16 protein-coding genes are annotated in these 24,299 nt (G+C 37.7%); 7 read left to right on the top strand and 9 right to left on the bottom strand.

Features of this window, described 5'->3' with window-relative positions:
* Window positions 1-116: 116 nt before the first annotated feature.
* From EZ456_RS19690 to EZ456_RS19720, 7 genes are all read right to left on the bottom strand, one after another.
* Entirely contained in the window at window positions 117-1,433 is a 1,317-nt protein-coding gene (locus tag EZ456_RS19690) for a TldD/PmbA family protein (RefSeq protein ID WP_131533105.1), read from the bottom strand.
* Between the two features lie 2 nt (window positions 1,434-1,435).
* The gene (locus tag EZ456_RS19695) at window positions 1,436-3,070 is read right to left on the bottom strand and encodes a TldD/PmbA family protein (RefSeq protein ID WP_131533107.1); all 1,635 of its coding nucleotides are present in this window, start codon (window positions 3,068-3,070) and stop codon (window positions 1,436-1,438) included.
* 635 nt (window positions 3,071-3,705) lie between these two features.
* Window positions 3,706-5,493, bottom strand: coding sequence for a hypothetical protein (locus EZ456_RS19700; RefSeq protein ID WP_131533109.1), 1,788 nt, complete (start codon window positions 5,491-5,493; stop codon window positions 3,706-3,708).
* A gap of 2 nt (window positions 5,494-5,495) precedes the next feature.
* On the bottom strand, window positions 5,496-7,628 hold the full coding sequence (locus tag EZ456_RS19705) for a hypothetical protein (RefSeq protein WP_131533111.1): 2,133 nt from the start codon (window positions 7,626-7,628) through the stop codon (window positions 5,496-5,498).
* A complete protein-coding gene (locus tag EZ456_RS19710; RefSeq protein WP_131533113.1) occupies window positions 7,615-8,985 on the bottom strand; it encodes a BatA domain-containing protein in 1,371 nt (456 codons plus the stop codon). Before EZ456_RS19710 ends, EZ456_RS19705 begins: the two co-directional genes overlap by 14 nt.
* 3 nt (window positions 8,986-8,988) lie before the next feature.
* On the bottom strand, window positions 8,989-9,876 hold the full coding sequence (locus tag EZ456_RS19715) for a DUF58 domain-containing protein (RefSeq protein WP_225876577.1): 888 nt from the start codon (window positions 9,874-9,876) through the stop codon (window positions 8,989-8,991).
* On the bottom strand, window positions 9,876-10,922 hold the full coding sequence (locus tag EZ456_RS19720) for an AAA family ATPase (protein ID WP_131533115.1): 1,047 nt from the start codon (window positions 10,920-10,922) through the stop codon (window positions 9,876-9,878). The genes EZ456_RS19715 and EZ456_RS19720 overlap by 1 nt, the downstream gene beginning before the upstream one ends.
* Before the next feature lie 102 nt (window positions 10,923-11,024).
* On the opposite strand from EZ456_RS19720, the gene EZ456_RS19725 reads away from it, so the two are divergent.
* Complete coding sequence (locus tag EZ456_RS19725) at window positions 11,025-11,654, top strand: DUF4159 domain-containing protein (protein WP_131533117.1); 630 nt, start codon at window positions 11,025-11,027, stop codon at window positions 11,652-11,654.
* Window positions 11,655-11,710: 56 nt separating this feature from the next.
* Here the strand turns inward: EZ456_RS19725 and EZ456_RS19730 are convergent, their stop codons facing one another.
* Window positions 11,711-12,178, bottom strand: a complete 468-nt coding sequence (locus EZ456_RS19730; protein ID WP_131533119.1) for an Lrp/AsnC family transcriptional regulator — start codon at window positions 12,176-12,178, stop codon at window positions 11,711-11,713.
* Between the two features lie 323 nt (window positions 12,179-12,501).
* Here EZ456_RS19730 and serC point away from each other — a divergent pair, with 323 nt between their 5' ends.
* The 3 genes from serC (at window position 12,502) to EZ456_RS19745 (ending at window position 15,879) form a co-directional block, all read left to right on the top strand.
* The gene (gene serC, locus EZ456_RS19735) at window positions 12,502-13,599 is read left to right on the top strand and encodes a 3-phosphoserine/phosphohydroxythreonine transaminase (protein WP_131533121.1); all 1,098 of its coding nucleotides are present in this window, start codon (window positions 12,502-12,504) and stop codon (window positions 13,597-13,599) included.
* Between the two features lie 11 nt (window positions 13,600-13,610).
* Entirely contained in the window at window positions 13,611-14,732 is a 1,122-nt protein-coding gene (locus tag EZ456_RS19740; protein WP_131533123.1) for a DUF1015 family protein, read from the top strand.
* A 355-nt stretch (window positions 14,733-15,087) separates the two neighbouring features.
* The gene (locus tag EZ456_RS19745) at window positions 15,088-15,879 is read left to right on the top strand and encodes a lacto-N-biose phosphorylase central domain-containing protein (protein WP_131533125.1); all 792 of its coding nucleotides are present in this window, start codon (window positions 15,088-15,090) and stop codon (window positions 15,877-15,879) included.
* A 15-nt stretch (window positions 15,880-15,894) separates the two neighbouring features.
* Here EZ456_RS19745 and EZ456_RS19750 read toward each other — a convergent pair whose 3' ends face one another.
* Window positions 15,895-16,464: a DUF1543 domain-containing protein gene (locus EZ456_RS19750; protein WP_131533127.1), complete on the bottom strand. Its 570-nt coding sequence runs from the start codon at window positions 16,462-16,464 to the stop codon at window positions 15,895-15,897.
* Window positions 16,465-16,883: 419 nt separating this feature from the next.
* Here EZ456_RS19750 and EZ456_RS19755 point away from each other — a divergent pair, with 419 nt between their 5' ends.
* The 3 genes from EZ456_RS19755 (at window position 16,884) to EZ456_RS19765 (ending at window position 24,297) form a co-directional block, all read left to right on the top strand.
* Window positions 16,884-18,587: an FAD/NAD(P)-binding protein gene (locus tag EZ456_RS19755; protein ID WP_131533129.1), complete on the top strand. Its 1,704-nt coding sequence runs from the start codon at window positions 16,884-16,886 to the stop codon at window positions 18,585-18,587.
* Window positions 18,588-19,680: 1,093 nt separating this feature from the next.
* Window positions 19,681-22,674 (top strand): TonB-dependent receptor plug domain-containing protein, encoded by a 2,994-nt coding sequence (locus tag EZ456_RS19760; RefSeq protein ID WP_131533131.1) that lies wholly within the window; start codon window positions 19,681-19,683, stop codon window positions 22,672-22,674.
* 3 nt (window positions 22,675-22,677) lie between these two features.
* Window positions 22,678-24,297 (top strand): RagB/SusD family nutrient uptake outer membrane protein, encoded by a 1,620-nt coding sequence (locus EZ456_RS19765; RefSeq protein WP_131533133.1) that lies wholly within the window; start codon window positions 22,678-22,680, stop codon window positions 24,295-24,297.
* The last annotated feature ends 2 nt before the right edge of the window (window positions 24,298-24,299 follow it).

The following is a 24,299-nucleotide window of genomic DNA, read 5'->3' on the forward strand; positions in this document are numbered from 1 at the left end:
CTACAGTCGTCATTGCGAGGAGGTACGACGAAGCAATCTTACAACGATCGCTACCAGCGTGCGCATTAAGATTGCTTCGTGCCTCGCAATGACGGAATTTTTATGGAGTTATTTCCTTAAATCGCATCCGATAAAGAGGTAAACGTAAAATCGCGGATTTTCATTGGGGGAATTAATCCATTTCCTGTTCTTACTGGTTTACCTAAAGCTTCAACATTGTTCAGCATAATTACTGGACTTTCATTGAACCTGAAATTTTTAATCGGGAATTTAATCTCACCATTTTCAATGTAAAAAGTGCCATCACGGGTTAATCCGGTAAGCAATAGCGTTTGCGGATCTACTGAGCGGATGTACCAGAAACGGGTTACCAATATTCCTTTTTCGGTACTTTTGATTAAATCTTCCAATGATTGTGTTCCACCTTCGACAATGACGCTGCGGCTAAATGGAATGGGTTCAACATTTTTTTGTGCCGCCCAGTATCGTGAGTAAGACAGGTTTTTTACTACACCTTTCTCCACCCATTGTGTTCTTTTCACAGGTAAACCATCTCCATTCCATGTTGCTGATGGGATTTCGGTATTCATGGGATCTGAATAAATGTTTACATTCTCAGAAAATAACTGCTCACCTAAACGCGTACCACCGCCCTTTTTGCTCATAAAACTTCTGCCTTCATCTGCACTTCTGGCATCGAAACCTCTAAACATGTTGCTTAAGATATCGCTGGCTGCAAGAGGCTCTAAGATAACAGTATACTTGCCTGGCTCAATAGCTTTTGCCCCTGCAGAGCCATTGGCTTTACTTGCAGCAATTTTACTTAGGGCAAGTGTATCCATCTTGTCAAGATCGTTAAAATCTTGCTCAACATAACCCGAGCCAGTACCTTGCTTATTTCTAACCGTTACCGAGAAAGAAACATTTGTACCCTTGTTGTAAGCGAACAAACCTTTGGAGTTCATGATTGCGTTAAAACTGGTCGCATTTTCTAAAAAACCTGCGGCATCTAAACCAGCGGCCTTTGATACACTTAAACTTTTACCCACCATTTCGGCCCTGGTATCGGGTGTCATGGCAGCAGTTTTAGCATTAAAGGTATTTGACTCTGCAAAAGTCTGCGGACCTAAAAGGGGCATAAATTCAGGGTTTTCTGGCGCTAACATGGCCAGCTCTTCTGCTCTTTTTACCACCTTTTGTAAGGAAGCATCGTCAAATTCATTTATCGTTGCCGAACCAGTTTTTTTACCAAAAGTGGAACTTACTCCTAAACTCATGGTGCTGATCTGCCCTGCGGTAGAAACCGCATTACGGGCATAACGGATATTCCCGCCGTCAGAACCGTTTAAACCTACTTCACAGAAATCGGCTTTCGAATAACCGATTACTTTTTTTAATATCGCCTGGGCTTCTTCTTTACTTAATATGGCCATAATTATATTTTTCTTGCTGTATTGATAACATTAACTCCATTAAATCGGGTAGTAGCACTACCATGCGAAACGGCACTGCTTTGAGAAGGCTGCCCTTTTCCATCATTAAATGAACCGCCTAAACGGTAATCACTTTCATCGCAAATGGCATTGCACGAATTCCAGAACTCTTGCGTATTGGCCTGGTAGGCCACATCGTTAAGCATGCCTACAATTTTACCTTCTTTGATTTCATAAAAAATCTGTCCACCGAACTGGAAATTGTAACGTTGCTGATCGATAGAAAAACTTCCATCGCCGATGATGTAAATGCCTTTTTCAACGTTTTTGATCATATCATCAACACTTAGTTTTTCTTTGCCGGGCTGTAAAGAAACATTTGGCATGCGCTGAAACTGAACATCATCCCAACCTTGCGAATAACAGCAGCCATTAGACTCCGTTAAACCAATAATATGTGCCTGATCGCGGATGGCCTGATAGCTTGTGAGTACCCCATTTTTGATCAAATCCCATTTTTTGCATTTAACACCTTCATCATCGTAGCCAACAGCTCCTAACGATCCTATCTGGGTTTTATCGGCCACAATATTTACTTTATCGCTGCCAAACTTAAAATTTTTCGATTCCCATTTATCTAAAGTTAGGAAACTGGTACCAGCGTAATTGGCTTCGTAGCCTAATACACGGTCTAATTCTGTCGGGTGACCAACAGATTCGTGGATGGTTAACCAAAGGTGAGAAGGATCTAAAACCAGATCATATTTACCTGGCTCAACCGATTTTGCCTTTACTTTTTCGGTTGCTACACGGGCTGCCTCTTTTACATCTTCCAGCATATCGTAACGGCCTTTGTAACGCGTTACAATACCAGTAACCTTATCCTCAGGGCGGGCATGCATATATTCATAACCTTTGCCTGAAGGAGCACTCAATGCGTTTCGCGTTTTAAATTTGCCAGATTCACGGTCGATTCTGGTTACATTAAAAGTTGGATAAATGCGGTGAACATCCTGATCGATGTAAGAACCATCAGTAGATGCGAAGTATTTTTGCTCATTAACCGCGAAAATAACAGAGTTTACAAAATTGGCTCCGTTCTGCATGGCTACATCGTTCACATTCAGAAGTAGGTCTACTTTCTCTTTTACGGGAACTTCGAATGCATTAATTTCGATCGGCGTTTTCCAGCTTACCTCGCCATAACCTTTTTGAGGTGCCAGTTGAACGGGCTCACCTTGTATTTTGGCATTGGCTTTTGCAACGGCAACCGCTTGTTCTGCGGCTTTGGCGATGGCATCTTTAGTGACATTGTTTGTAGCGGCAAAGCCCCAACAGCCATTAGCTAAAACGCGGATGCCCACGCCATACGATTCGGTATTGGCTACACCTTGAACACGTTTTTCGCGGGTGGCTACAAACTGGTTTAAATAACGGCCTATGCGGATATCGGCATAAGTTGCACCTTTCGATTTTGCTGCATTTAGCGCAACATCAGCCAGTTCCTTTTTAATTTTTACATCTACTCCATCTAAAGCCTGTAAAGGGTCTATGGGAGTTCCGAATGCAGAAAGGTCGGGCAGGAGTAGGGCACCCATACCCATTCCGGATAAGTAGAGGAAGTCTTTTCTTTTCAATTGGTTGAATTTAGTTAGTTTACGATTTCAATATAGCCAATTATGAGGTTAAAACTGGAAATTGATTATAACATTTTAGTTTCAAAGGCTGAAATAGGTCGATATTTAGATATAAATGGTTTTATTAGGTGATATTAACCACAGATGCGCACAGATAACCACAGATTTTAGAGGTTTAGAAAGGTTATTAAATATAGTAGGAGGTTTTGCCACGGAAACGCTGAAAGACACGGAGTTAAAGAGTTTAGTGTTTCTGCGGTTTGTTATACTGAGAGACAACTTATTGTATAAAAATCAATGACAGGAGAATAAATCTCCTCTAGGTATCGTCATTGCGAGGCACGAAGCAATCTTCCAACGATCGCTACTAGCGTGCGCTTTAGGATTGCTTCTTGCCTCGCAATGACGACTTTTTTTGTGCGCTCGTTTCCAAACGAGTGCAGAAATAATTATACGATTTCATCGTTAAAAACGAGCGTTAGCAATTAATAGGATTTGTCATTCTGAACGCAGTGAAGAATCTTTATATAGCCTGTGTTTCATGGAGGGGGATTATTCATTTACTATGTTGATTTTATGGTATTCATGCTTGCTTCGCAGGTCTTCACTGCGTTCAGAATGACAATATATGCGAGTTATTTAACTGCCAAAATCCGCGCTTCATACCATAAAAAGGCAGTAGCAAGCAGAAAGCCTGCAAAGAACCACCACAGTGATACTTCTTCCTCGAGAATGGTATCTGTTAATTTGTTTTTGGCTTCAGGAGTATTCAGGTTTTTAATATATTGACGAGTTCCGTCTAGTTTTTGCTGGTTTTTAAGTGCTTCCCAATCGGCTTTTTTATAAATATATACTGGCTCGATAGTTTGATTCACCTCTAGGTTAGTCCAGCCTAAATTTTGAGGCCAGTAGAAAGCATCCCATTGGAAAGGAAGCTCCATGTTTTGCCGCGGACTGAGTAAAATACTATCGATTTTTAATTGTGGGACCCTGTCTGATGCTATCAGATCTGCAATAATCCTCATTTTTTGGTGAATAACGGGGAATTGAGGAATGATGTTTACAGACTGAATATCGTTTCTTTTTCTTGCTGCATTAGCCAAAAGTTTAGACCAATAGGTTGTATAATCAATCTTTTGCCCCGAAAGTAGCCAATTGTATGTGGAAGAAAGTGTAGAGACTAATACTTTGCCATAACCGCTGATGCTGTTATTTACCACTGTTTTACCACTTGCATCGGAAATAATGGGTTGATCAGTTTGGCTAGCCTTTAAAAATACAGCTTGTTCAAGCGGTAACGGACTAAATTTGTGATGATCTTCTGTCAGTATTAAATTTAATGGCTTGCCTTTTAAAGCAGGAGATTCAAAACGCCCAAATTTACCACTGATAGTGGTTAAGGCCTTTGTATTCTCAATTCTGATCAGCAAGCCCATTCCGTTATTAACTGCAAGATCTATTGATGACCTTTCGTTGGGGCTGATGGCCGCTAATTCTTCTTCATCAATGATGAGGATGTCGAATTTTTTTAAGGATGATGTATTGATCTGATTAAGGTTTATGCTATCTATGTTTAGGAAATTGAAAGCAAATTTATTTTTACTGATCTGACTTCTGAAGGCTAATGGATATTGATTTTCATACAACCAGTTTTTTAAAAATTTATATTCGAAATCGGGAAAAGAAGCCAGCATTAAAACTTTCATCGGCGCTTGGTCACCAACTTGCACAGGAACCGGTTCTTTAGCCAAGGTATCATTCTTCTGTAGTGCAACTAATTCGTAAATAGCCTTTCCTGTTTGTTTTGGGTTGGTTTTGAATGAAAAGGATTTATTCGATTTTGCTTCAATAGCGATAGAATCTACTGTTTTACCTAAACCTTTGAGTAAAAGCTTAACTGTTTCATCGCCTGAATTTTGATAAGTACCCTGAACTTGCAATAATTCGGTAGTTTTTAATTTTGCTGGCCAATTAACAGCGATTATACCCCTGGGATTTGCAGATGGGTGGAAAGTGATCTGGTAACCTTTGAGCTGCTCCAACTCGGCTGCATTTAAACCGTAGCCATAAATATTCAGCTTTCGGATATTGGGATTCGATTTTAAGAAATAAGAAAGATCAGGAATATTTATAGCCTTGGTGTTTTTTAAATCTGCTGAAGAAAGTGCATATTTCTTTCCCTTTAGACTGGCAATCGAATCAAGCTTAGTGCCTTCGGTGATTAAAATTGCTTCATCCGTTTTTTGTGGCACATGTGTTTCATATTTAATCGGTACAATTAAAAGTACAAAGCAACTTAAGGCAATGATATTGGCAAAAATAAGCCAAATTAGCCTTGCTTTATTTACCCTGCGGACTTCCTTATAGAACAAGAAGACTAATAAAACTAACCCAGCCAGAATAGCGATGTATTTAAATTCCATATCTATCTGCCGGTTTTCTTGAGGTTATTAAAATAGTTTTGGTACAATGCCGAAGCTGGGTTAGCACTTTGTGTTTGTGGTTTGGCCGGTTCGGTATTGATCATTTTTTGTATGGCTTGTTGAACCAGATCAATGTCTTTAACCATCAGTTTATTGCCTGTGCTTAATTTTCTTAAACTGCTTAGGGCGGTTAAATAGGTAGAAGGATTGTCAGCTGCGGCACCAATCATGTATTTTTCTGTTTCACTGAGTAAAAATTGATCTTGTTCGTTAAATTTTTTACCTGTTTTTCTGCTTTCTAGCAAGGCAAGGCTTGTTTTTAAAGAAGTTGTCCTTTTTTCTTTTTGCTCAAATGACATTTTCTGTACGGGCTGTGTAATCTTATCCAGCTCTCCACTTAAACGTTTCTCGGGCTTTAATGCTGCTGTTTTTACGGTAGTTTTAGCCACATAAGCCCGCGACTTTTGCTGCAGGTCTTTGAGCAACCTCAGCGCTTTATATTCGTAAGGTAATGCTTCCTGAGGTTTGTAGGTTCTTAAGCGAAGTTCAGCATTCCACATTTCAGTTAAAACAGCCTTTAGCTGTGCCTTCATTTCGGGCTCGAAAAAGGTGGCATCTTCGGCAATATCATGCTTATGTGCGTATTTATCCATGATAGTGGTCACATCACCAAACTTCTCGCCCTCACCTTTATGTTCGGCATGTTCATCGTGGTCATCATGATCACCACCGATTTCAGTTTCGTTTTCTTCACCTAAAAACTGTCCATACCGCAATCGTAACAGCTTTTGATCGATACCCAGATCGTTGCTTCTGGTTTTAAAAGTTGCAGGAGGCAATGTCGATTGTTCTTTCAACAGTTTTTCGGTATCGATAATGATCTGCCTTTCGCTCCTGAAATATTCTGGAACCAGGTTAACGCCATTGGTCATTCCTGCTAAACTCATTAATTCGGCAGTATCTACAATTGAAACGAAATAAACATCCGAACGGCTTGATTGGCCATGGTTATCCATCGCCTTGATGAAAAAGTAAAGCTCATCACCGGGTTTCATACCAAGGCTTTTTAAGTCAATCAATTTACCTAATGAAACATTCTTCCTATTACCAAAACTGGTATTGAAGGATAATTTTTTCTCGGTAAAGCTCACGCCTTCTCCTTTTCCGCTAGCCATGGTTGCCGATATAAAGGCATCGTTTATTCCGTAATCATCTGTAAGTGATGTCTTAAGGTTAATCTTTTGTGGCTGGCCGATATCAATTGTTGTATGCTGTTTGGGTTGTGTAATTTTAATCGTAACGGGTAAATCGGGAATGATCTCGATCTGGTAGAGATCTGATTTTTCCCCGTCGAGGTCTAATTGATAAAAACCTGGTTTATTGACAATTTTGCTATAGTTCCAAAGTGTATGTGATGCATTTAAGGCTTTTAGCGGAACAATTTCGCTGTCGTTGAAGATTATTTTTAGTTTTTTGATGCCAATATTCGTTTCGATTTTCCAGTTTATCTGAGCACCTGTTTCTGCAACAATGGTAAACTGTTTTTGTTTACGCTCGGCTTTTTTAGTGTAGGCAGGCGGAATAATGGTAGCGCTGAAATTGGAAATTTCTGTCGGAATATTTTCTTTAATCTTAGGAGCAGATGTTTTGCTCTCCTGAGTAGATAGACTGTCTTTTTTGGCCTGAGGGATTTTGGTTATTCCAAAACTGATCAATAAAGCTGCAAGCAACATAACCAGGCCCAAATATAATTTCCTTGCAGGTTCTTTAGGCTGTGGTAGGCTTGGGAGGATATGCTCAATCTTATTTCTTTGCAATCGTTGTAAAATAGATAATTCAGTCTCGTTCTGAAGCAGCAGATCGGCACTTTCTTCCAGTTCAGGATATTGATCATTTACAAATCTCGAAACATCATGTTCGGTGGTCTTCCAAATGGGTTTACTGAATAAAAGAATAGCCAGGATGACAAGGAAAGCTAGCACAAAAAGCCACGGAGAAAAATGCAGTAGGTAAACGCCAATAGCCGATAACACCAAAGCGATGGCCAAAGCGATGGCAACGGTGCTGATCAGATAAAAGCTGACCCACTTTATTCTTAAGTTACGGATCCAATTTTGTCCTTCAGCTTTTAACATAATTCGGTTTTTTTCTGAATGATAAAATACGTTCGGTAACAAAAATCAATAAAGCAGCTATCCAAAATAAAGTTGCAAGCGATTCATTTTGATTGGTTTTTGGAGTCGATTCGGCTTTGCTTGACTGATAAGGGATGTTTTGCTTGGCTGATAAACGTCGCTGATCATCAGGATGGTTTTCGAAGCCAAAATCTTTTGCGGTTTTATCTTGTATCACCATAGGCATTAATGCTTTCACAAATACACCGTCCCAAACCAATTCATTCCATTGTGGGTTAAACCGACTATAAAAATGATATGTATTTAGATTATTTACCTTTTCATTGGTCAGGATTGCATTTCCAAAGGCGTCAGTCCATATTTTTTCCGATTGATTATTCGAAACAATCCTTTTATTCAGTTTAATGTGACGGCCATAGATGTTAATGGTAGATGGTGTGGTAATTAATTTCCCTTTTTCATATTTAAACAAGCTTCCATTGCGTGCGATTGAAGATTTAAAAACTGGAGTAACAGGATCATCCGATAACCAGAAACCAATATCTATTTTTTCAAGATTAGGGTTAATGACAATTTTCTGCTTCGTAAAACTGCTAATGGCCTTTAAAGCAGCAATGAGGTATTTGCCATCTGCAATTCCAGGTGCTTCATGTATGGCGATGTTTATCGGTGCTTCATCTGCTGAGTTTAAAGCTTCGTAAGTGGTATTGGATGGATTCGATTTTGCTTCATATTTCTTTCCTGAATATCCGGTTATCCAACTGCTAAGGGTATCAGTTTGGTTTAATGCTATCCAATTCAACTTGTAGTTAACAGTTGGCAATTCGTTGCCAAAACGGCTTAAGGGCCGATCGGCAAAAAGATAAACGGTTGCACTTGCCGGAACAAAATGATTGGCAGCGTTAAGTAAGGCCGTATAACTTAGGCTATTAGTCTGTTTTGCTTGATTACCAGCAGTATCTTTTAAGGTTAAAGGCGTAAAACCCACATTAAAATCGTGTATTTTATAACCCTTTTTTAGTAACGAATCGATCGTTTTTTTATGTGTTTCGAAAACCTGTTGAATAGTGGCTTTGTCTGCCAAAATCCATCCATTTTTACTATTGCCCGAAACAATTTTTTTTAGGTAAGGTTGAGCCAGAAGAAATGCCAGTAGCGCCAAAAGTAAACAGCGTAGCAATAACAAAAACCAATCGTTAATTTTAAAGCTTTTGGAACTAGCTCTCGAACTTTCGCCTAGCAATGCAATGCTGCCAATCTTAACCATTTTGCCCTGTTTAACATTCCACAAGTGGATAATGAGCGGAACGATTAATCCTGCCAGCGCCAGTAGACCTATGGAGTATAAAAAATGCACGGCTTAAATTCTAAGTTTACTTCTTTGTTTTAAAAAATCTCTTAAAGCCTGATCTAAAGGCTCATCGGTACAAATGGTTCGGTAGAAAATTCTTCTGTCGAGCATTTTAACTCTTGTTTCCTCTAAATAAACTGCCAGTTTGGTCTTATAATTCACTCGTGCTTTTTCCTGATCGATCTGAATGGTTTCTCCTGTTTCCAGATCTTCGAAAGTGCTGTAACCTTTAAAATCCAAATCGATTTCATTTCTTGATAGCACGTGAAAAACTACAATTTCGTGTCGAAGGGTGTTTAAAGTATCTAGCAAATTAATAATATCATCATCGCTTTGATAAAGATCGGTAACAAAAATGAGTAGTTCACGTTTTTGAGTACCTGTAAATAACTCTTTGTAGTGAATGGGTTTGGTGAACTTTCCTTCAGGATTAATCTGCTCTAATTGATAAAATAACCTGGCCAAATGCTGATAATCCTGCTTGGCCACCATAGAAAATATGCCTGAATTTTTCAGTACATATAAGCCAATGGCATCGCCCTGTAAATTTGCAAGATAGGCTAATGAGGCGCCGAGATAACGTGCATAATCTATTTTGGTAAAATCGCCATCACTATGGTTCATCGAAGCACTGGAATCTATTAATATGCGCACAGCAATATTCGTTTCCACCTCCGATTCGCGGATATAATAACGGTCGGAGCGGGCAAACATTTTCCAGTCGAGGGACCGTAAATCATCTCCAGGTTGATAACTTCTGTATTGACTAAACTCCAATCCCGGTCCCTTTACAGTACTTTTATTAATGCCGTTCATAAAACCATCAATCGTCATTTTAGCCGATAATGAAAGGTCTTTAATGGCCATCAATACTTTTGGATCGAGCAGTTTACTCATTAAATATTGGCTTTTGGTTTCGAAATGGCTTTGATCAGTTCGTCGGTAACTTTATCTGACGAAACATTCTCGGCTTCTGCCTTAAAATTCATCAATACCCGGTGGCGAAGTACCGGATAGGCCATGGCCTGTAAATCTTCCATAATTACAGCATACCTGCCTTTAAATAAGGCTCTTGCTTTTGCTGTTAATATTAAGGCTTGCCCGGCCCTTGGACCTGCCCCCCAGCGCACCCATTCTTTTACGAAATTTACAGTAGTGGTATCAGGGCGTGTAGCACGGATCATTTCACTTACATAGGTAATTAAATCATCGCTGATGCTTACTTCGCGGGTAATGGCCTGTAGTTCTTTGATTTCTTCAGCACCAATAATCGGGCTAATAACTGCTTTTTTGCTTCCAGTTGTGCTGCTTAATATCTGGGTTTCTTCGGCTGCGGTAGGGTAACCGATTTTGATGTATAACAGAAAACGGTCTAATTGTGCTTCGGGCAGGGGATAGGTTCCGGCCTGTTCAATTGGGTTTTGTGTAGCCAGAATAAAAAACGGCCGATCTAAAGGATAGGTTTGTCCACCGTAGGTTACTTCAAATTCCTGCATGGCTTCTAATAGTGCCGATTGTGTTTTTGGCGGTGTTCTATTCACCTCATCGGCCAGGATAATGTTGGCAAACAAGGGGCCTTTATTAAATTTAAAGAAACGTTTGCCTGTTACATGGTCTTCTTCCAGTATTTCAGTTCCCACAATATCAGTAGGCATTAAATCGGGCGTAAACTGGATTCTTCTAAAAGAAAGATCTAAAGCCTGCGACATGGTTCTTACCATTAAAGTCTTCGCCAGGCCTGGTACGCCTTCCAGTAAACAATGTCCGCCGGCCATTAATGCAATCAGCATTTCTTCAATGATCACATCCTGGCCCACAATTACTTTTTGTATTTCTCTTTTTAACAGGGAGATCTTATCGATCAATATTTTTAGGTTGCTTTCTGAACGCTCCAAAACGGTTGGTTTTTTAGTATAACGATATTGTGCTTCAATATAGGGCATATTGATAGATAGTTTTTAGCCTAATGGAAAGAATATCAAAAAATTTACAAGATAATTTGGATAAAAAACTCAATTAATGAAAAATGAAGGTAATTTTAGGCTGTGCAAAGAGCTAAATTTACATTTGCGAGGTTAAAATATATTTCAGGCGATTGGGATACCGATCAGCGTATGCCTTCTAATTTGTTAAATTCTCTTTTAGAGTATACCACCATTCCTTTAGATGAAGAGGAGAAGATTGTAGAACTGGGTAGTCGCGATTTATTTAAATACCCTTTCTGTTACTTAAGCGGGCATAAACTGGTGCAGTTTAGTCAACAGGAAGCTGTAAATTTTAAAACCTATGTGCATAATGGAGGCTTCGTTTTTGTAGATGATTGCAACCATGATATTGATGGTTTATTCGCCCGTTCGTTCGAAACACAGATGAGCAACCTGTTTGGCCCCCAAGCTTTAAAGAAAATTCCTAACAACCATGGTATTTATAGCTCTTTTTTTAAGTTCGAGAAAGGACCGCCTACAACTTCGTTCGAATTAAACGGCTGGGGCGACGATCTGGTGCACGATTATCTGAAAGCGATTACCATTAACAATAGGATAGGAGTGTTGTACAGCAACAAAGATTATGGCTGCGAGTGGGATTACGATTTCAGGAACAAACGTTTTTTAGCTGAAGACAATACCAAATTCGGGATAAATATTATCCTGTATGCCATGGGGATAAACAGTTAGCGATTAGTAATTTCTTTAAAAGAATGCGCAATTAATTAAATTGCTAATTAACCACGCTACAATGCGTAAGCCGTTTCGGCCTTTGATTGATTCAGTACCAAAAAGCTCTGGATATTTCCTACATAAGCCAATGCACCTATATTGTCTCTAAGAAAATTGTTATAAGAAACCATATCGGGCATGGCCACTTTGAGCATAAAATCAAAATGGCCGGTAAGGTGGTAACATTCCATTACTTCTGGGTATTTGTCCATTTCTGCCTTAAAAGCCCTTACAATATCTTCTGAATGCATGGTAAGTTGAATGTGTGGAAAGGCTATAAAATGCGACCTCAATTTATCAATGTCTACAATGGCAACTGTTGATTTGATGTAGCCATTTGTCCGCAGTTTTTTAATGCGGTCTACAATATGGGTCATGCTTTTTCTAAGCTTTCCCGAAACTTCCTTATAGGTTAGTAGTCCGTCACGTTGTAAAAGATTTAGGATTTCGATATCTGTCTGATCAACTTTTTGAGGTTGCATGTAAATACTTAGTGTATAATTGTTTCTGTTTTGTTCACTTTTGTAAAGGCTAAAAATAGTTAAAATAAGGTATATTTATTTAATTTATTGTCGTTACTTAAAAACGTACTTAGTGTATATATTACAATAATAGTGATAATTATGGAGTGCAAATAAAAATTATATTCTGTCATCTTATTTTCATTAGCTGCTAAACCAAATTTTTAGGATGTTTAGGGTTTGATAAAAAATAATTTTTAACAAAAAAATAAGTTGTTGCGGTATAATTTGCTTAACTACTGATCTTTACGCTATAATTAATTTAACCGAATATTATTTTTCTCATGCATAAAAAACACAACTTCGGTGCCGGCCCATGCATATTGCCGTCATCTGTAATGGAACAAGCTGCTCAGGCCGTAATCAATTGGGGCGGGATGGGTTTATCTATTTTAGAAGTCTCTCATCGATCGCCAGAATTTGAAGATGTGGTACTTAAAACCCAGCTTTTGGTTCGTGAGTTATTGTCAGTTCCTGATCATTATTCTGTGCTTTTTTTACAGGGTGGGGCCAGTACACAATTTGCTATGGTTCCAATGAATTTTTTGAGGGCAGGAGAAAAAGCCGCTTACCTTGATACTGGATATTTTGCACAGAAAGCCATTAAAGAAGCCAGGTTATTTGGTGAAGTAGAGATTGTAGCTTCTTCTAAAGATAAAGATTATGCTTATATCCCCGATCTGTTTAATATTGATAACGAATCGGTTTATATACATTATACTTCAAACAACACAATTGAGGGAACAGAAATATTTGATTTTTCTGCTACAGGTGTTCCGTTGATATGCGATATGTCATCAGATATTTTTTCCAGAAAGATTAATGTTAATGATTTTGATCTTATTTATGCAGGTGCCCAAAAGAATATGGGGCCTGCTGGGATGACACTCGTTATTGCTAAAAATGAATTTCTTAATCAGGCAAAAAAAGAAATCCCATCAATGTTGGACTATAGGGTATTCCGCGATAATATGAGTATGTACAATACACCACCGGTTTTTTCTATATATGTAGCCATGCTCAATTTATTGTGGTTAAAAGATCAAGGTGGCGTAAGCGGGATAGAGGAAAGAAATATAGAGAAAGCAAGATTATTATATGCCGAGATAGACCGAAATCCACTCTTTTACGGTACGGCAGATGTTGCACACCGCTCTCGAATGAACGTAACTTTTTTAGCCGTTAATAAAGATGTAGAAGCTGAGTTCTTAAAATTTGCAGCAGATGAGGGAATTGTAGGCATAAAAGGCTATAGAACTGTTGGCGGATTTAGAGCTTCACTTTACAACGCGCTCCCATTATCGAGTGTTGAAGTATTGGTAAATGCCATGGCCAGTTTTGAAAAAATATACAGCGAGAAAACAGTTCTTGAACTCGAATAATCCGTTAAGCGATGATAAAAATCTCTCCATTAAAGGCATTACAGCCAGGAAAAGACATCTTTGATCTGATGATTTCTGATCAGGTAAACGGTAAGGTGCGCAAGAATGAGCAGCTTTCTTTTGAAGACCTGCTCAATTTATTTGGATGTGCTTTGGATGATCGGCCTGCTATTTATGTTTACGAGTTTCGCAGCGAGTTTGGCGTAATGAGGGGAATTTGGGCAGCTACCGATCTCTCTCAAACACCGGTAAATGCAATTAAAAGGCATGAAGAAACGGTATCGTCGAAAGTAGAATCGCTTAAAATAGATCGGAGAAATAAGGCAGTGCAAAAATCACCAATCTTATTGGTCCATAAAAAAGACCAAACCTTAGATGCCCTTATTGATTTTGTAGTGCGTACGCGTAAACCTTTGGCAAGCGAATGGTCGCAGATGGAACATTTTCTTTATCAGGTACTGGAAAAAGATGTGATTGAAAAATTTGTTGACGAATTTATGAAACTTGATGCGGTTTACCTTGCCGATGGTCATCATCGCCTGGAAGCAGCCTGTTCGCTGCAGAAAAACACCCCTCAGCAGATCAGTTCACTGTTTGTTTCTGAAGATGTAATTTCGATAGATGCCTTTCATAGAGTGGTTTCGGGTGTAGATATTTCTTATTCACTGTTGATGGAAAAACTGGAACAGTATTATTATATCTCAAAAATCCCCAATAACAAAGCTTATAAACCTGATCATAAAAATAGGTTAGGTCTTTGTTTTAAAGGCGAATGGTATCAACTGGATTTAAATAAAGCTTCTATTGCATTGTCAGCGGTGCCAGATACGGTGATTTTACAAGATAAAATCCTGTCAGCCGTGCTGGGTATTAATAAACCAAAGGAAGACGAAAGACTAGTCTGCTTTCCGGATTGCAACTGGTCTCAATTTCTTACAGCATTGAATCACGATGAAACGTCAATTGGTTTTTCTCTTTTTCCGATGACAGCAGATGCATTTATTACCACTGCAGAAAAGGGTGAGTTTTTGCCACCCAAATCTACTTGGATAGCGCCCAAGATCCCTCAGGGATTTATGGCAAGTAGCCTGGTGGCTATAACGGCAAAAGGTGAGCAGTTACGGGTAAATTAATAGTTAAACCTATAAAACAAACGATATGTTCGGTCTCGATTTAGAAAGTATAGCCCAGATAGGAGCTACCTTTCTGATAATAGCTTTCTTTCTAGTGGCTTTATACAAAAAGCGACTTAAAGGAAACAAGAAAAAAAATGATGGAGAGCACGATTACCTGCACTGGCTCTAAACCAGTTAAATTGATTTTAGTAGTGTCTGCGTATTTTTTTTGTTGTGGTAAATCAATTTAGTTTGATATTGATTAAGTTTCATAGGTAGCTATGCCTTGGTAGGTTGATTATAGCAATTTGATTTTAGTTAAATTTTATACTTTTGGGTTATTAGTAAGTTACAATTTAACCCGATATGTTTTATGAAAATGCTTTTTAGAGTTTGCATACTTTCTGTTTTAATCTGTTCATCTATTCTGGCGAGTGCGCAAACCGTTACCCTAGATTATTTTTTTAATCGCGAAACCCGAAAAAACAAAGCGGGAGAAGTAGAGCGTTTTCACTATTTATGGGGCAAAAGCGATTATGGGAATTTCTTTATCTTAGGAAACATCTTTAAGAAACAAGGTTTTAAGTTAGACTCTTTAGAAACGGCACCTACTACGGCCAAGCTAAAAGGAACTGATGTTTATTTAATTGTAGATCCCGATCGTCCGAAAGAAAATCCTAAACCTAATTATATCAAGGCTGACCATATTGCTGCAATTTCTGCATGGGTAAAGCAGGGTGGGGTATTGGTGATGTTTGCCAACGATAGTGCCAATGTAGAATTACCGCATTTTAATAAACTAGCCAATATATTTGGTATGCACTTTAAGAATGAGATGCAAAATCACGTTATTGATGACAAACATTTTGATGACGGTGCTATTTCAACCAAAAACAATCCTGTATTTAAAACAGCGCAGAAAATATTTATGAAAGATGTTTGTTCCATTGAAACAAAAGCTGGTGCAAAACCAGTTTTGAAAAATGCGGCTAACGCAACCGTTATTGCTTCGGCTAAATATGGTAAAGGAACAGTAATTGCCATTGCCGATCCATGGTTGTATGACGAATATGTTAACGGACGTTTACCAAAAGAAATGGGTTTCGAAAATGATAAAGCAGCTGCTGATGTAGTGGCATGGCTAAAAAAGCTATCGAAAAAATAACCCAGTTTAATACAATTAGAGTTTATCTAGTTTAAAATAACCCAAATGAATTTCATCTTCAGGTAAAGCACCTGAAGATGGTTTTATTTCGATATGGTATTTTTGTTTCGATTCTTCATTTAAAATATCTTCAATTTTATAAATATCATCTACATCAATCCCATACTTTTCATCGATGTGGGCATTGGCGCCTTTTAGCGAATTTGTTTTAAAGAATACTGTTTTCTTTGCTTCTTGTATAGCCTTCGCCCTTTCATCATGAACAGATAAAACAATATAATGTTGTTCGTATAGTTTGTTCGATTGGTAGCCACCAAGGTTAATAAAAAATAGTTTATCAGTAGAAAGTATTGTGTGGCTATCTCTTAATTTAATGTTGATTTCATAATCGTCAACCTTATTTACTTCCCGCCAGCCATCTATATGAATACTGGCTCCTGCTTCGGGCCAAAATGCTTTAATTTCGGGAACAAGCGCTTTAAGCGAATGGGCAATGCCGAAGAAATAATCGTGCTGTTCTACATTTCTTTTCGGTGCTTTCGATCCTAATAAAAGCATATATAGTTTTGGGTGCTGTTCGTCCATATTTAATTGATTGCCTTTTCTTTTAACAGCGCTAATCAGAATTGGTTTGTGATTTTACATCTTCTTTTAACCACAGAGAACACAAAGCTGGTGATCATGCAGCACAAACCTTTCATTATAAACCCGATAGCAGTGGATGCCGATTCTTTACCGAAAAATCGGCACTGAATTAGCATCGGTTGGAACGAATAGCGGGACTACCACAGCCCATGGAATACTGACATTCATTTCCAAAACCTAAAAGCATTACAAACATCATTTATATTGATCCTTATAAAATAAATTATCTCTCAGGATGACAATTAGGGCAATTATTCCGTGTTTCTGTGGCAAAAAAATAAAACAATTTCGCTTTTTTATGATTATATCAGCTGATAGGTTATGATGTGCCATTTCACTAATCAAATAAAATACGATAAATGAATACAGCTACTACAAAAAAAAGAATTGCCATTATAGGGGGTGGGCCGAGTGGTCTTTTCATGTATAAAAGATTAACAGAATCAAAAGTGCTTGATTTTGAGGTAGACATTTTCGAGCGAAAAGATTATTTGGGGGCGGGTATGCCTTATAGTGCCGAAGGAGCTAATGTAGAACATATAACCAATGTATCAGATAATGAAATTCCGATCATTTTTAATTCTATAGAAGATTGGGTAAAAATAGCACCTAAAGCAGTTTTAAAAAAGTTTAACATCAACGAAGAGAAATTTAATGAATACAAGGTATTGCCCAGGCTGTTTTTTGGCGAATACTTATCAGCTCAGTTTAATCTACTGAAAGATGCTGCGGCCAAAAAAGGCATAGAAACCAATGTACATTTAAATTGTGTGGTAGAAGATATTATCGACTCTCCTGGAGATAATCAGGTAGCGGTAAGCATTAAAGGGCATGATAATGCCTATTTCGACCAGGTTATTATTTGTATCGGTCATAATTGGCCAAAGAAATACGAAGGTCGTATCCCTAACTATTTCGATTCTCCATATCCACCAAAGAAGGTATCGCTAAAACTCAATCATGCCGTTGGTATTATGGGCTCGTCGTTAACTGCCATTGATGCGCTAAGAACACTGGCCAGACAAAATGGTAAGTTTGAAGACAATGAAGATGGGAGTTATAGCTATCAGTTAACAAGCGAAGGCTTTAAAATTGTAATGCACTCGCGTAGTGGCTTATTGCCTGCCATTAGGTTTCATTTAGAAGATTCTCATCTTGGGAAGGAAGAAACGTTGAGTAAGGCAGAAATTCATGAAAGTATAGCTGAAAACGGAGGCTTTTTGCCATTGGACTTCGTATTTGAAAAGAATTTCAAAGAAATGTTTATTGAAAAAGATCCAGCTTTTTATGAGCAGATTAAAGCAATGAACCTGGAAGAATTTGTTGAGGTCATGATGAATTTCAGGGAAAAAATGGAACCTTTCGATCTTTTTAAGCAAGAATATGAAGAGGCAGAAAAGTCTATAGAAAAGCGAAAATCTATTTATTGGAAAGAAGCATTGGCCGTTTTAAGTTTTGCAATGAACTATCCAGCAAAATACCTTTCTGCCGAAGATATGGAAAGGCTCCAAAAAGTATTGATGCCCTTAATTTCTATCGTAATTGCATTTGTACCCCAAAGCTCATGCAGAGAATTATTGGCACTGCACGAGGCTGGTGTGCTAAGCATTATTGCCGTTGGAGATGATGCAAAGATAGAACCATTAAAAACAGGTGGGGCAGATTATCATTATAAGGTGGATGATCAAGAGATAACTGTTCACTTCGCTACCTTTATCGATTGTGTTGGTCAGCCGCATCTTTCTTTCGATGATTTTCCTTTTAAAAGCTTAATTACAAATAGAACGGTTAGTCCGGCAAGGCTAAAATTCCAATCTGCTGAGCATGGACAGGAAGAAATGAAACATAGCGATTTAGTGACAAGGAAAGGCAATACCTACTTTTTAACTGTACCTGGTATCACCATCAATGATCATTTTCAAGTGGTTGATGAAGTGGGACAGGCGAATAATAGAATCTATATCATGGCTGTTCCATACATTGGGGGCTATAACCCCGATTATTCTGGAATCGATTTCTGCGAAGCCGCATCAGAGGCTGTTTTAAAAAGTATTTTAAGTTAAGTATCTAATAATTTGTATGGCCAGAGTTTGCAGTGTTTTATACAGTAACAATACGCTATTTATACTTTAACTATACTTAAGGTATGCATATACTAAGGTTGATGTGTGGAGTTGCTACAGTTTTCCCTTTACGTTAGTTGGTCAGGATCTGCGATCTTGACCTTTGTTCTGCAGATTTGTAATCCCGACTAACGAATATGCCTGATTTATGACGTGAATAGCGTTTTTTCTACAAAAAATACAGTTAGAAAAACGGTTTACGCTTTACTTGTTTTTCTGGATTATTAACAGTTGTTTTTTTGAAAACTAATTTATTAAGTTAGTGTTAATTTTTTCAATTGACTTATATTGGAATTACTTAGAAATAGTACATTAGATTTAAAAAAAATATAGCATAAAAATGCTTTTAGATGCAATAAATGATGTTTTTTAGAAAAAACAAACGTTTGCGCTTAATTTTCGATATGTCTTTTTTCGATTACAAATTTGCTAAGAATGGTAAAGCATTCCAAAGTATAAGTGAGCATAAAAATAACTGTAGTGGTTTAATTTTGTGATGAATCAAACTATCATCCTCAGTATTCTTCTTACTCCTTATTCGTTATTAGAATATCGTTTAGAAAAATTATAGAAATTAGTCGATTAATACCGCTGTTCAAGCGCTATAGCCTTTTGTAGCTTTGCGTATTACGCATTTTTTAAGCAAACGTTTGCGTTAAGAAAAATAAAAATCAAGTATTCTTAATATATAACTTGCATTACCAAATCATAACGAGCCGATATTTTATTTTAGTATTACGAGCAAAAAGAATCTTGTCAACTAGCAAGAAATAAATAATAAATAAAATAACAAAATAACCTCTAACCAAGGAAAAACAAACAAGCAAACAAAAACTAATCATTCTTAGGGCGGTCTAATTTGCACTGAGAATTAATATTAATCAACCCTAAACCATATTCCATGATCAAAAATTTTACTTTTTGTCTTCAGGCATCGCTTTGCCCAAAATCTCGAATAGAGATAATTTCTTAATTACATTTTAACAATCGAGTTTCTTCTTTAAACACTTAAACTTTTAATTAAACTAATAAAATGGTTAAAATTTATACAAGCGTTTGTATTGCCTTGTTTTTATCTGTTTTTGGATCACAATCTTTATATGCCCACGAGGCATGGCTTAAAACGGCTAATGGCGGTTATTTTGTTTTTCAGCAGGATACCACTAAAGCTAAAAAAGATTCGTCCGATTATTCCATTAAGACCGATACAATTGGCCAAATGGTTAGAGCATTACAGAAATTTAAAACGGTACGCGATACGATTAACATCCGTTCCTCAACACCTGTTCCGAATTTATCGTTACAGCAAATTATTAAAGGTAATTTGGCTGGAGTTTACGTACAAGAACCAAATGGCGAGCCTGGGACTGAGCAAAGTATTATTGTGCAAGGTGCATCAGGGGTATTGTTTACTAAAAAGGATATTTATGCATTACAGCCGGCAGTATACTTAAACGGCGTTCCGCTGGTTCAAGATAATCCTTTTGCTTTCGACGTACAGAAATACGATTTTAACAGGATTGGACCTGCTACCAATTTACTTTCTCAGATCAGTATAGATAATATACAGTCTATTTCGGTAATTAAAGATCCGTTTGAATTGGCTAAACTAGGACCAAATGCAGCAAATGGAGCTATATACATTACCACTAAAAATGCAAGAGGAGGACTAAGAGATATTAGTTTAAACTCTTATTTTGGTTATGTAACTGCTCCACAGGCAAATACCATTAACGGCGTTTATGAAAACAACTTTAGAAGCCAGTTTTATAAAAAATATAATCCAACGGGTAGCCCAGCTTCTTATTTAAGGGATTCTACAAATGTGGCTTATTTTGGGCCATCAAACTGGACGGATTTATACTATCAAAATACCCCAACTTTTTCTGCTGATTTGGGTATTACAGGAGGATCGGAAAGAGCGAATTTTAGATTTTTTGGTTCAGGTACCAAAAATGCCGGAAATGCAGATAATACCGATATTAACAGGTATAATCTATTCTTTGGCATAAACATGGCACCTTTTAAATGGCTTACTGTATCAAGTACAGTTAATACTGCCCGTTTAGATCGTACAAGGAACAAAAGTTTACGCGATCGCTTTGCCGAAACGCGTTATATCCCCGATTTGAGCAGTCCACTTTCTCCAAATGCTGATTCTTATGCCTCCTACTTAACTGAAAATGACCGAAATGTAGATAATAATCGGTCAACAGTGTTAAACGGAAGCTTATCGTTAACCGCGAAAGTGAACAAGTTTGTCATTACAAGCACAGGTCTGTTCAATTATAATGAAGGTATTCGTGATTATTTTATTCCATCTTCCTTATTGGCAGGTGTAAGCTATATATCTAATTACTTTGGTTATAGTCAGCGGGTTTCGCTAAACAATAGTATTAGCTATAAATATGAGATCAACAAAAAGAATACAATTGATTTCGAACTCGGACAGAGCTTACAGGGAGATACCTATAAATATAATTATGCCAGAGCATATAATGGGCCAAATGACTATGTAAAGCTATCTTTTGTTGATGCAAGACAAACCATTGGCGGCGTTGATAATCCGGATTATTTAAATGTGCTGGCTAAGAATGATTTTTATGTTTTCAGGTATATTGATAAAGAACGCAATAATTTAATGTCGTTTTATGGTTCAGCTAAATATGCGTATAAAAATTTATTAACACTAAGTGCTTTGATTAGAAGGGATGGTACTTCAAACGGTCAACCAGATAGCCGTTGGGTAACAACACCTGCTTTTAACGCTAACTTCAACCTTAAAGAGCAGTTCTTAAAAAATAATAAAGGGATAGATGCTTTACACTTAAGTGCTTCGTGGGGTAGAACTTTAAGGATTTTCCAGGATGACCGCTTTGCTGCCGGTCCACAGTACCGTTCGGAAAACGGATGGGAAGAAGAGCCAACAATACCTGGCTATGGTGGTTTGCTAGGTATTAACCGCCCTTATAATAGTGGTTTTATTGGTTATAATATTAGCCTACCTTTTGCTGATAGAACTAGTGTAACTTTAGACGCCTCTTTTTTAAACAGCCGTTTAAATACTGCTATTACTGTATATAACCGTAATGATAAAAATAATGTTGTTGGTTTACCAGTAGCTGTAGAAACCGGATATTCTACCGAGTACAAATCGGGAATGGATATCAATAATAAAGGTATTGAGCTTTTAGTAAACGGATCGGTTATAGAAAGTCAAAATGGCTTAAATTGGAGTACTGGCTTAAACCTGAGCTACAATAAAAATAAACTATCAGCTTTACCACAAGGCTTAAATGAATTAATTTATCAGAATGATAATAAACTTCAGGTAGGTAAATCTGTTGGTAGCTATTGGTTGTATACAAACGAAGGTATTTACAATACCGATGGAGAAGTGCCTGCAGGTAGAACCTTTAATGGTATCCCTATGAAAGCTGGCGATCCGAGATGGGTTGATTACAATGGCGACAACAAGATTGATAGTAAAGACAAAGTATTAACTGGTGACAGATTACCGCAGTTTGTAGGCGGATGGAACAATACTCTAGCATATAAAGGATTTGATTTAAACTTAAATTTTATTTTTGCTGCGGGTCAGAAAGCCATTAATCAATACGAGGCAACACGTTATGGTTTTGTTAACCGTGAGGCTGGTAACGATATCAATTCGGTTAAAGAAGTGTCGTCTTGGCAATCTTTTGATAACCAGAAAAACTATCCAATATATAATCCTTGGAGTCCTGTAGATGCCTATCGTACCGATCAGGATCTGTTTTTAGAAAGCGCTTCTTATGTGAAATTAAGATCAATTACCCTTGGTTACGATTTTAGTAAAGCAGGTTTCTTTAAAAAGGCAGGTGGAAAATTGAGAAGAGCATATTTATATGCAACTGCATTAAATGTATTTACGCTAACCGACTTTTCGGGTGTTGATCCGGAACTGATCAATTATAATGGTATTTACGATGGTGCAAATATCACTATCCCAAGAACATTTGTTATTGGCTTCAAACTGGAATTATAAAATATGACCATTATTAATATGAAATATTCTAATTATAAAATTAGTATCTGCCATAAAATTACGCTTGCTTTAGTCTTAAGCTTAATTTGTGTTGGCAATTTCTCCTGTAAGAAGATTGATGATACACAATCAGTAAGATTAGCTACAGAAGAAAGCAACTGGAAAACTTTAGAAGATGCAAGGGCGAATTTACTTTCTGTATACGGCTTATTGCGTTCTGCTACAGTTTCTGATAATACACATTGGTTGATGGGCGATTTGCGCCAAGGGGATTTCGCGATAACCAACAGGGCAGATTTAAAATCTATTGTTTCGGGGCAGTTAAATGCGCAATATCCTGTAATTAAACGGATTACCAACTGGCGTAGGTTTTATGCAGCTATTAATGCAGCGAGTATATTTATCGAGCGTTCCAAAGAAATAGTAGGTAAAGATCCACGCTATACGCAGATAAACAATAACGTAGATGTGGCCCAGGCAAAAATGCTAAGAGGCTTTGCCTATTTTTATATGGTAAGAATTTGGGGTGATGTACCTTTGCTAACCTCTTCTCACGATGGGGATTTTGTGAAATTACCTAGAACAAATAAAGAGAAAGTATTGCAATTTGCAACTTCTGAGGTATTGGCTGCAGCGCAGGTAGTTCCTTTTAGGTATGGTGGTACAGATCCAATATTACCTGGTTTGTATTATGGCGGAAACTGGCCAACATGGAATGGTATTATATTTACCAGATTATCAGCCTATATTATTTTAGCGCATATTGCTGCATGGCAGGGTAATTACCTGGATGCTGCAAATTATTCAAAGTTTGTACTCGATAATCAATCAACCCAATATTTCGTAGATGGTGCTAATCCTTTAGATTACATCGATATGGATGCCCTTACCAACAACGTTAACTACTATAGCCCGTTTGCCTTTAAACGTGCTACTTTAATGGTGGGTTTCCCTTTTGAGGCAGGTAATGGTTTATCTACAGCTAACGGACATATCGAACAGCTTACTTTGGCTGCTCCATTTATCCCGAAAGAAACACCAGAAATGTTTGTACCTAAGGATAGTATTTTGAAAATATTTACTGATCCGCAGGATTTAAGATTTGGTATGATAGGTAATTCTGGATATTACAGAACCAACTACTTTACAAACTTCGCATCCGAACAACCAATCTTTAGTAAAATTAAAGTAGTGGGTACTCAGGCAGAAACTCAGGGTAATTTTACATTCTATAGTTCTTCGATGGTGTTTAGCCGCTTAGAAGAAATTACTTTACTCAGGGCAGAGGCATGTGCCGTACTTGGGCAACGTACCGAAGCTATTAATGCCTTAAACAGAGCTGCAAATTTAAGAGGACCTATTGTATATGATCCGGCATCGGGTAAGGATTTAATAGATGCCATTTTTCAAGAACGGAGAAGAGAGTTGATGGGTGAGGGTTGGAGATGGTATGATATAGTGAGATATAACAGGATTAAAAAATCTAATGGCACATTTATTAAGAAAAATGGTACGCCGCTCACCTTTAGACAGTTCGAAGATGCTGGCGGCATTTACTGGCCTGTATCGCCTGATGTAATCAACGCTAATTCATCGGTTACTCAAAATCCATATTGGCAATAACT

This window comes from Pedobacter psychrodurus, from assembly GCF_004331735.1.
GTDB classification, from domain to species: Bacteria; Bacteroidota; Bacteroidia; order Sphingobacteriales; family Sphingobacteriaceae; genus Pedobacter; species Pedobacter psychrodurus.

Coding starts and splice junctions, on each gene's coding strand:
- EZ456_RS19700 (WP_131533109.1), bottom strand. CDS start 5,493: ATGGAATTTAAATACATCGCTATTCTGGCTGGGTTAGTTTTATTAGTC.
- EZ456_RS19740 (WP_131533123.1), top strand. CDS start 13,611: ATGATAAAAATCTCTCCATTAAAGGCATTACAGCCAGGAAAAGACATC.
- EZ456_RS19745 (WP_131533125.1), top strand. CDS start 15,088: ATGAAAATGCTTTTTAGAGTTTGCATACTTTCTGTTTTAATCTGTTCA.
- EZ456_RS19690 (WP_131533105.1), bottom strand. CDS start 1,433: ATGGCCATATTAAGTAAAGAAGAAGCCCAGGCGATATTAAAAAAAGTA.
- EZ456_RS19730 (WP_131533119.1), bottom strand. CDS start 12,178: ATGCAACCTCAAAAAGTTGATCAGACAGATATCGAAATCCTAAATCTT.
- EZ456_RS19715 (WP_225876577.1), bottom strand. CDS start 9,876: ATGAGTAAACTGCTCGATCCAAAAGTATTGATGGCCATTAAAGACCTT.
- EZ456_RS19760 (WP_131533131.1), top strand. CDS start 19,681: ATGGTTAAAATTTATACAAGCGTTTGTATTGCCTTGTTTTTATCTGTT.
- EZ456_RS19755 (WP_131533129.1), top strand. CDS start 16,884: ATGAATACAGCTACTACAAAAAAAAGAATTGCCATTATAGGGGGTGGG.
- EZ456_RS19705 (WP_131533111.1), bottom strand. CDS start 7,628: ATGTTAAAAGCTGAAGGACAAAATTGGATCCGTAACTTAAGAATAAAG.
- EZ456_RS19720 (WP_131533115.1), bottom strand. CDS start 10,922: ATGCCCTATATTGAAGCACAATATCGTTATACTAAAAAACCAACCGTT.
- EZ456_RS19765 (WP_131533133.1), top strand. CDS start 22,678: ATGACCATTATTAATATGAAATATTCTAATTATAAAATTAGTATCTGC.
- EZ456_RS19750 (WP_131533127.1), bottom strand. CDS start 16,464: ATGGACGAACAGCACCCAAAACTATATATGCTTTTATTAGGATCGAAA.
- serC (WP_131533121.1), top strand. CDS start 12,502: ATGCATAAAAAACACAACTTCGGTGCCGGCCCATGCATATTGCCGTCA.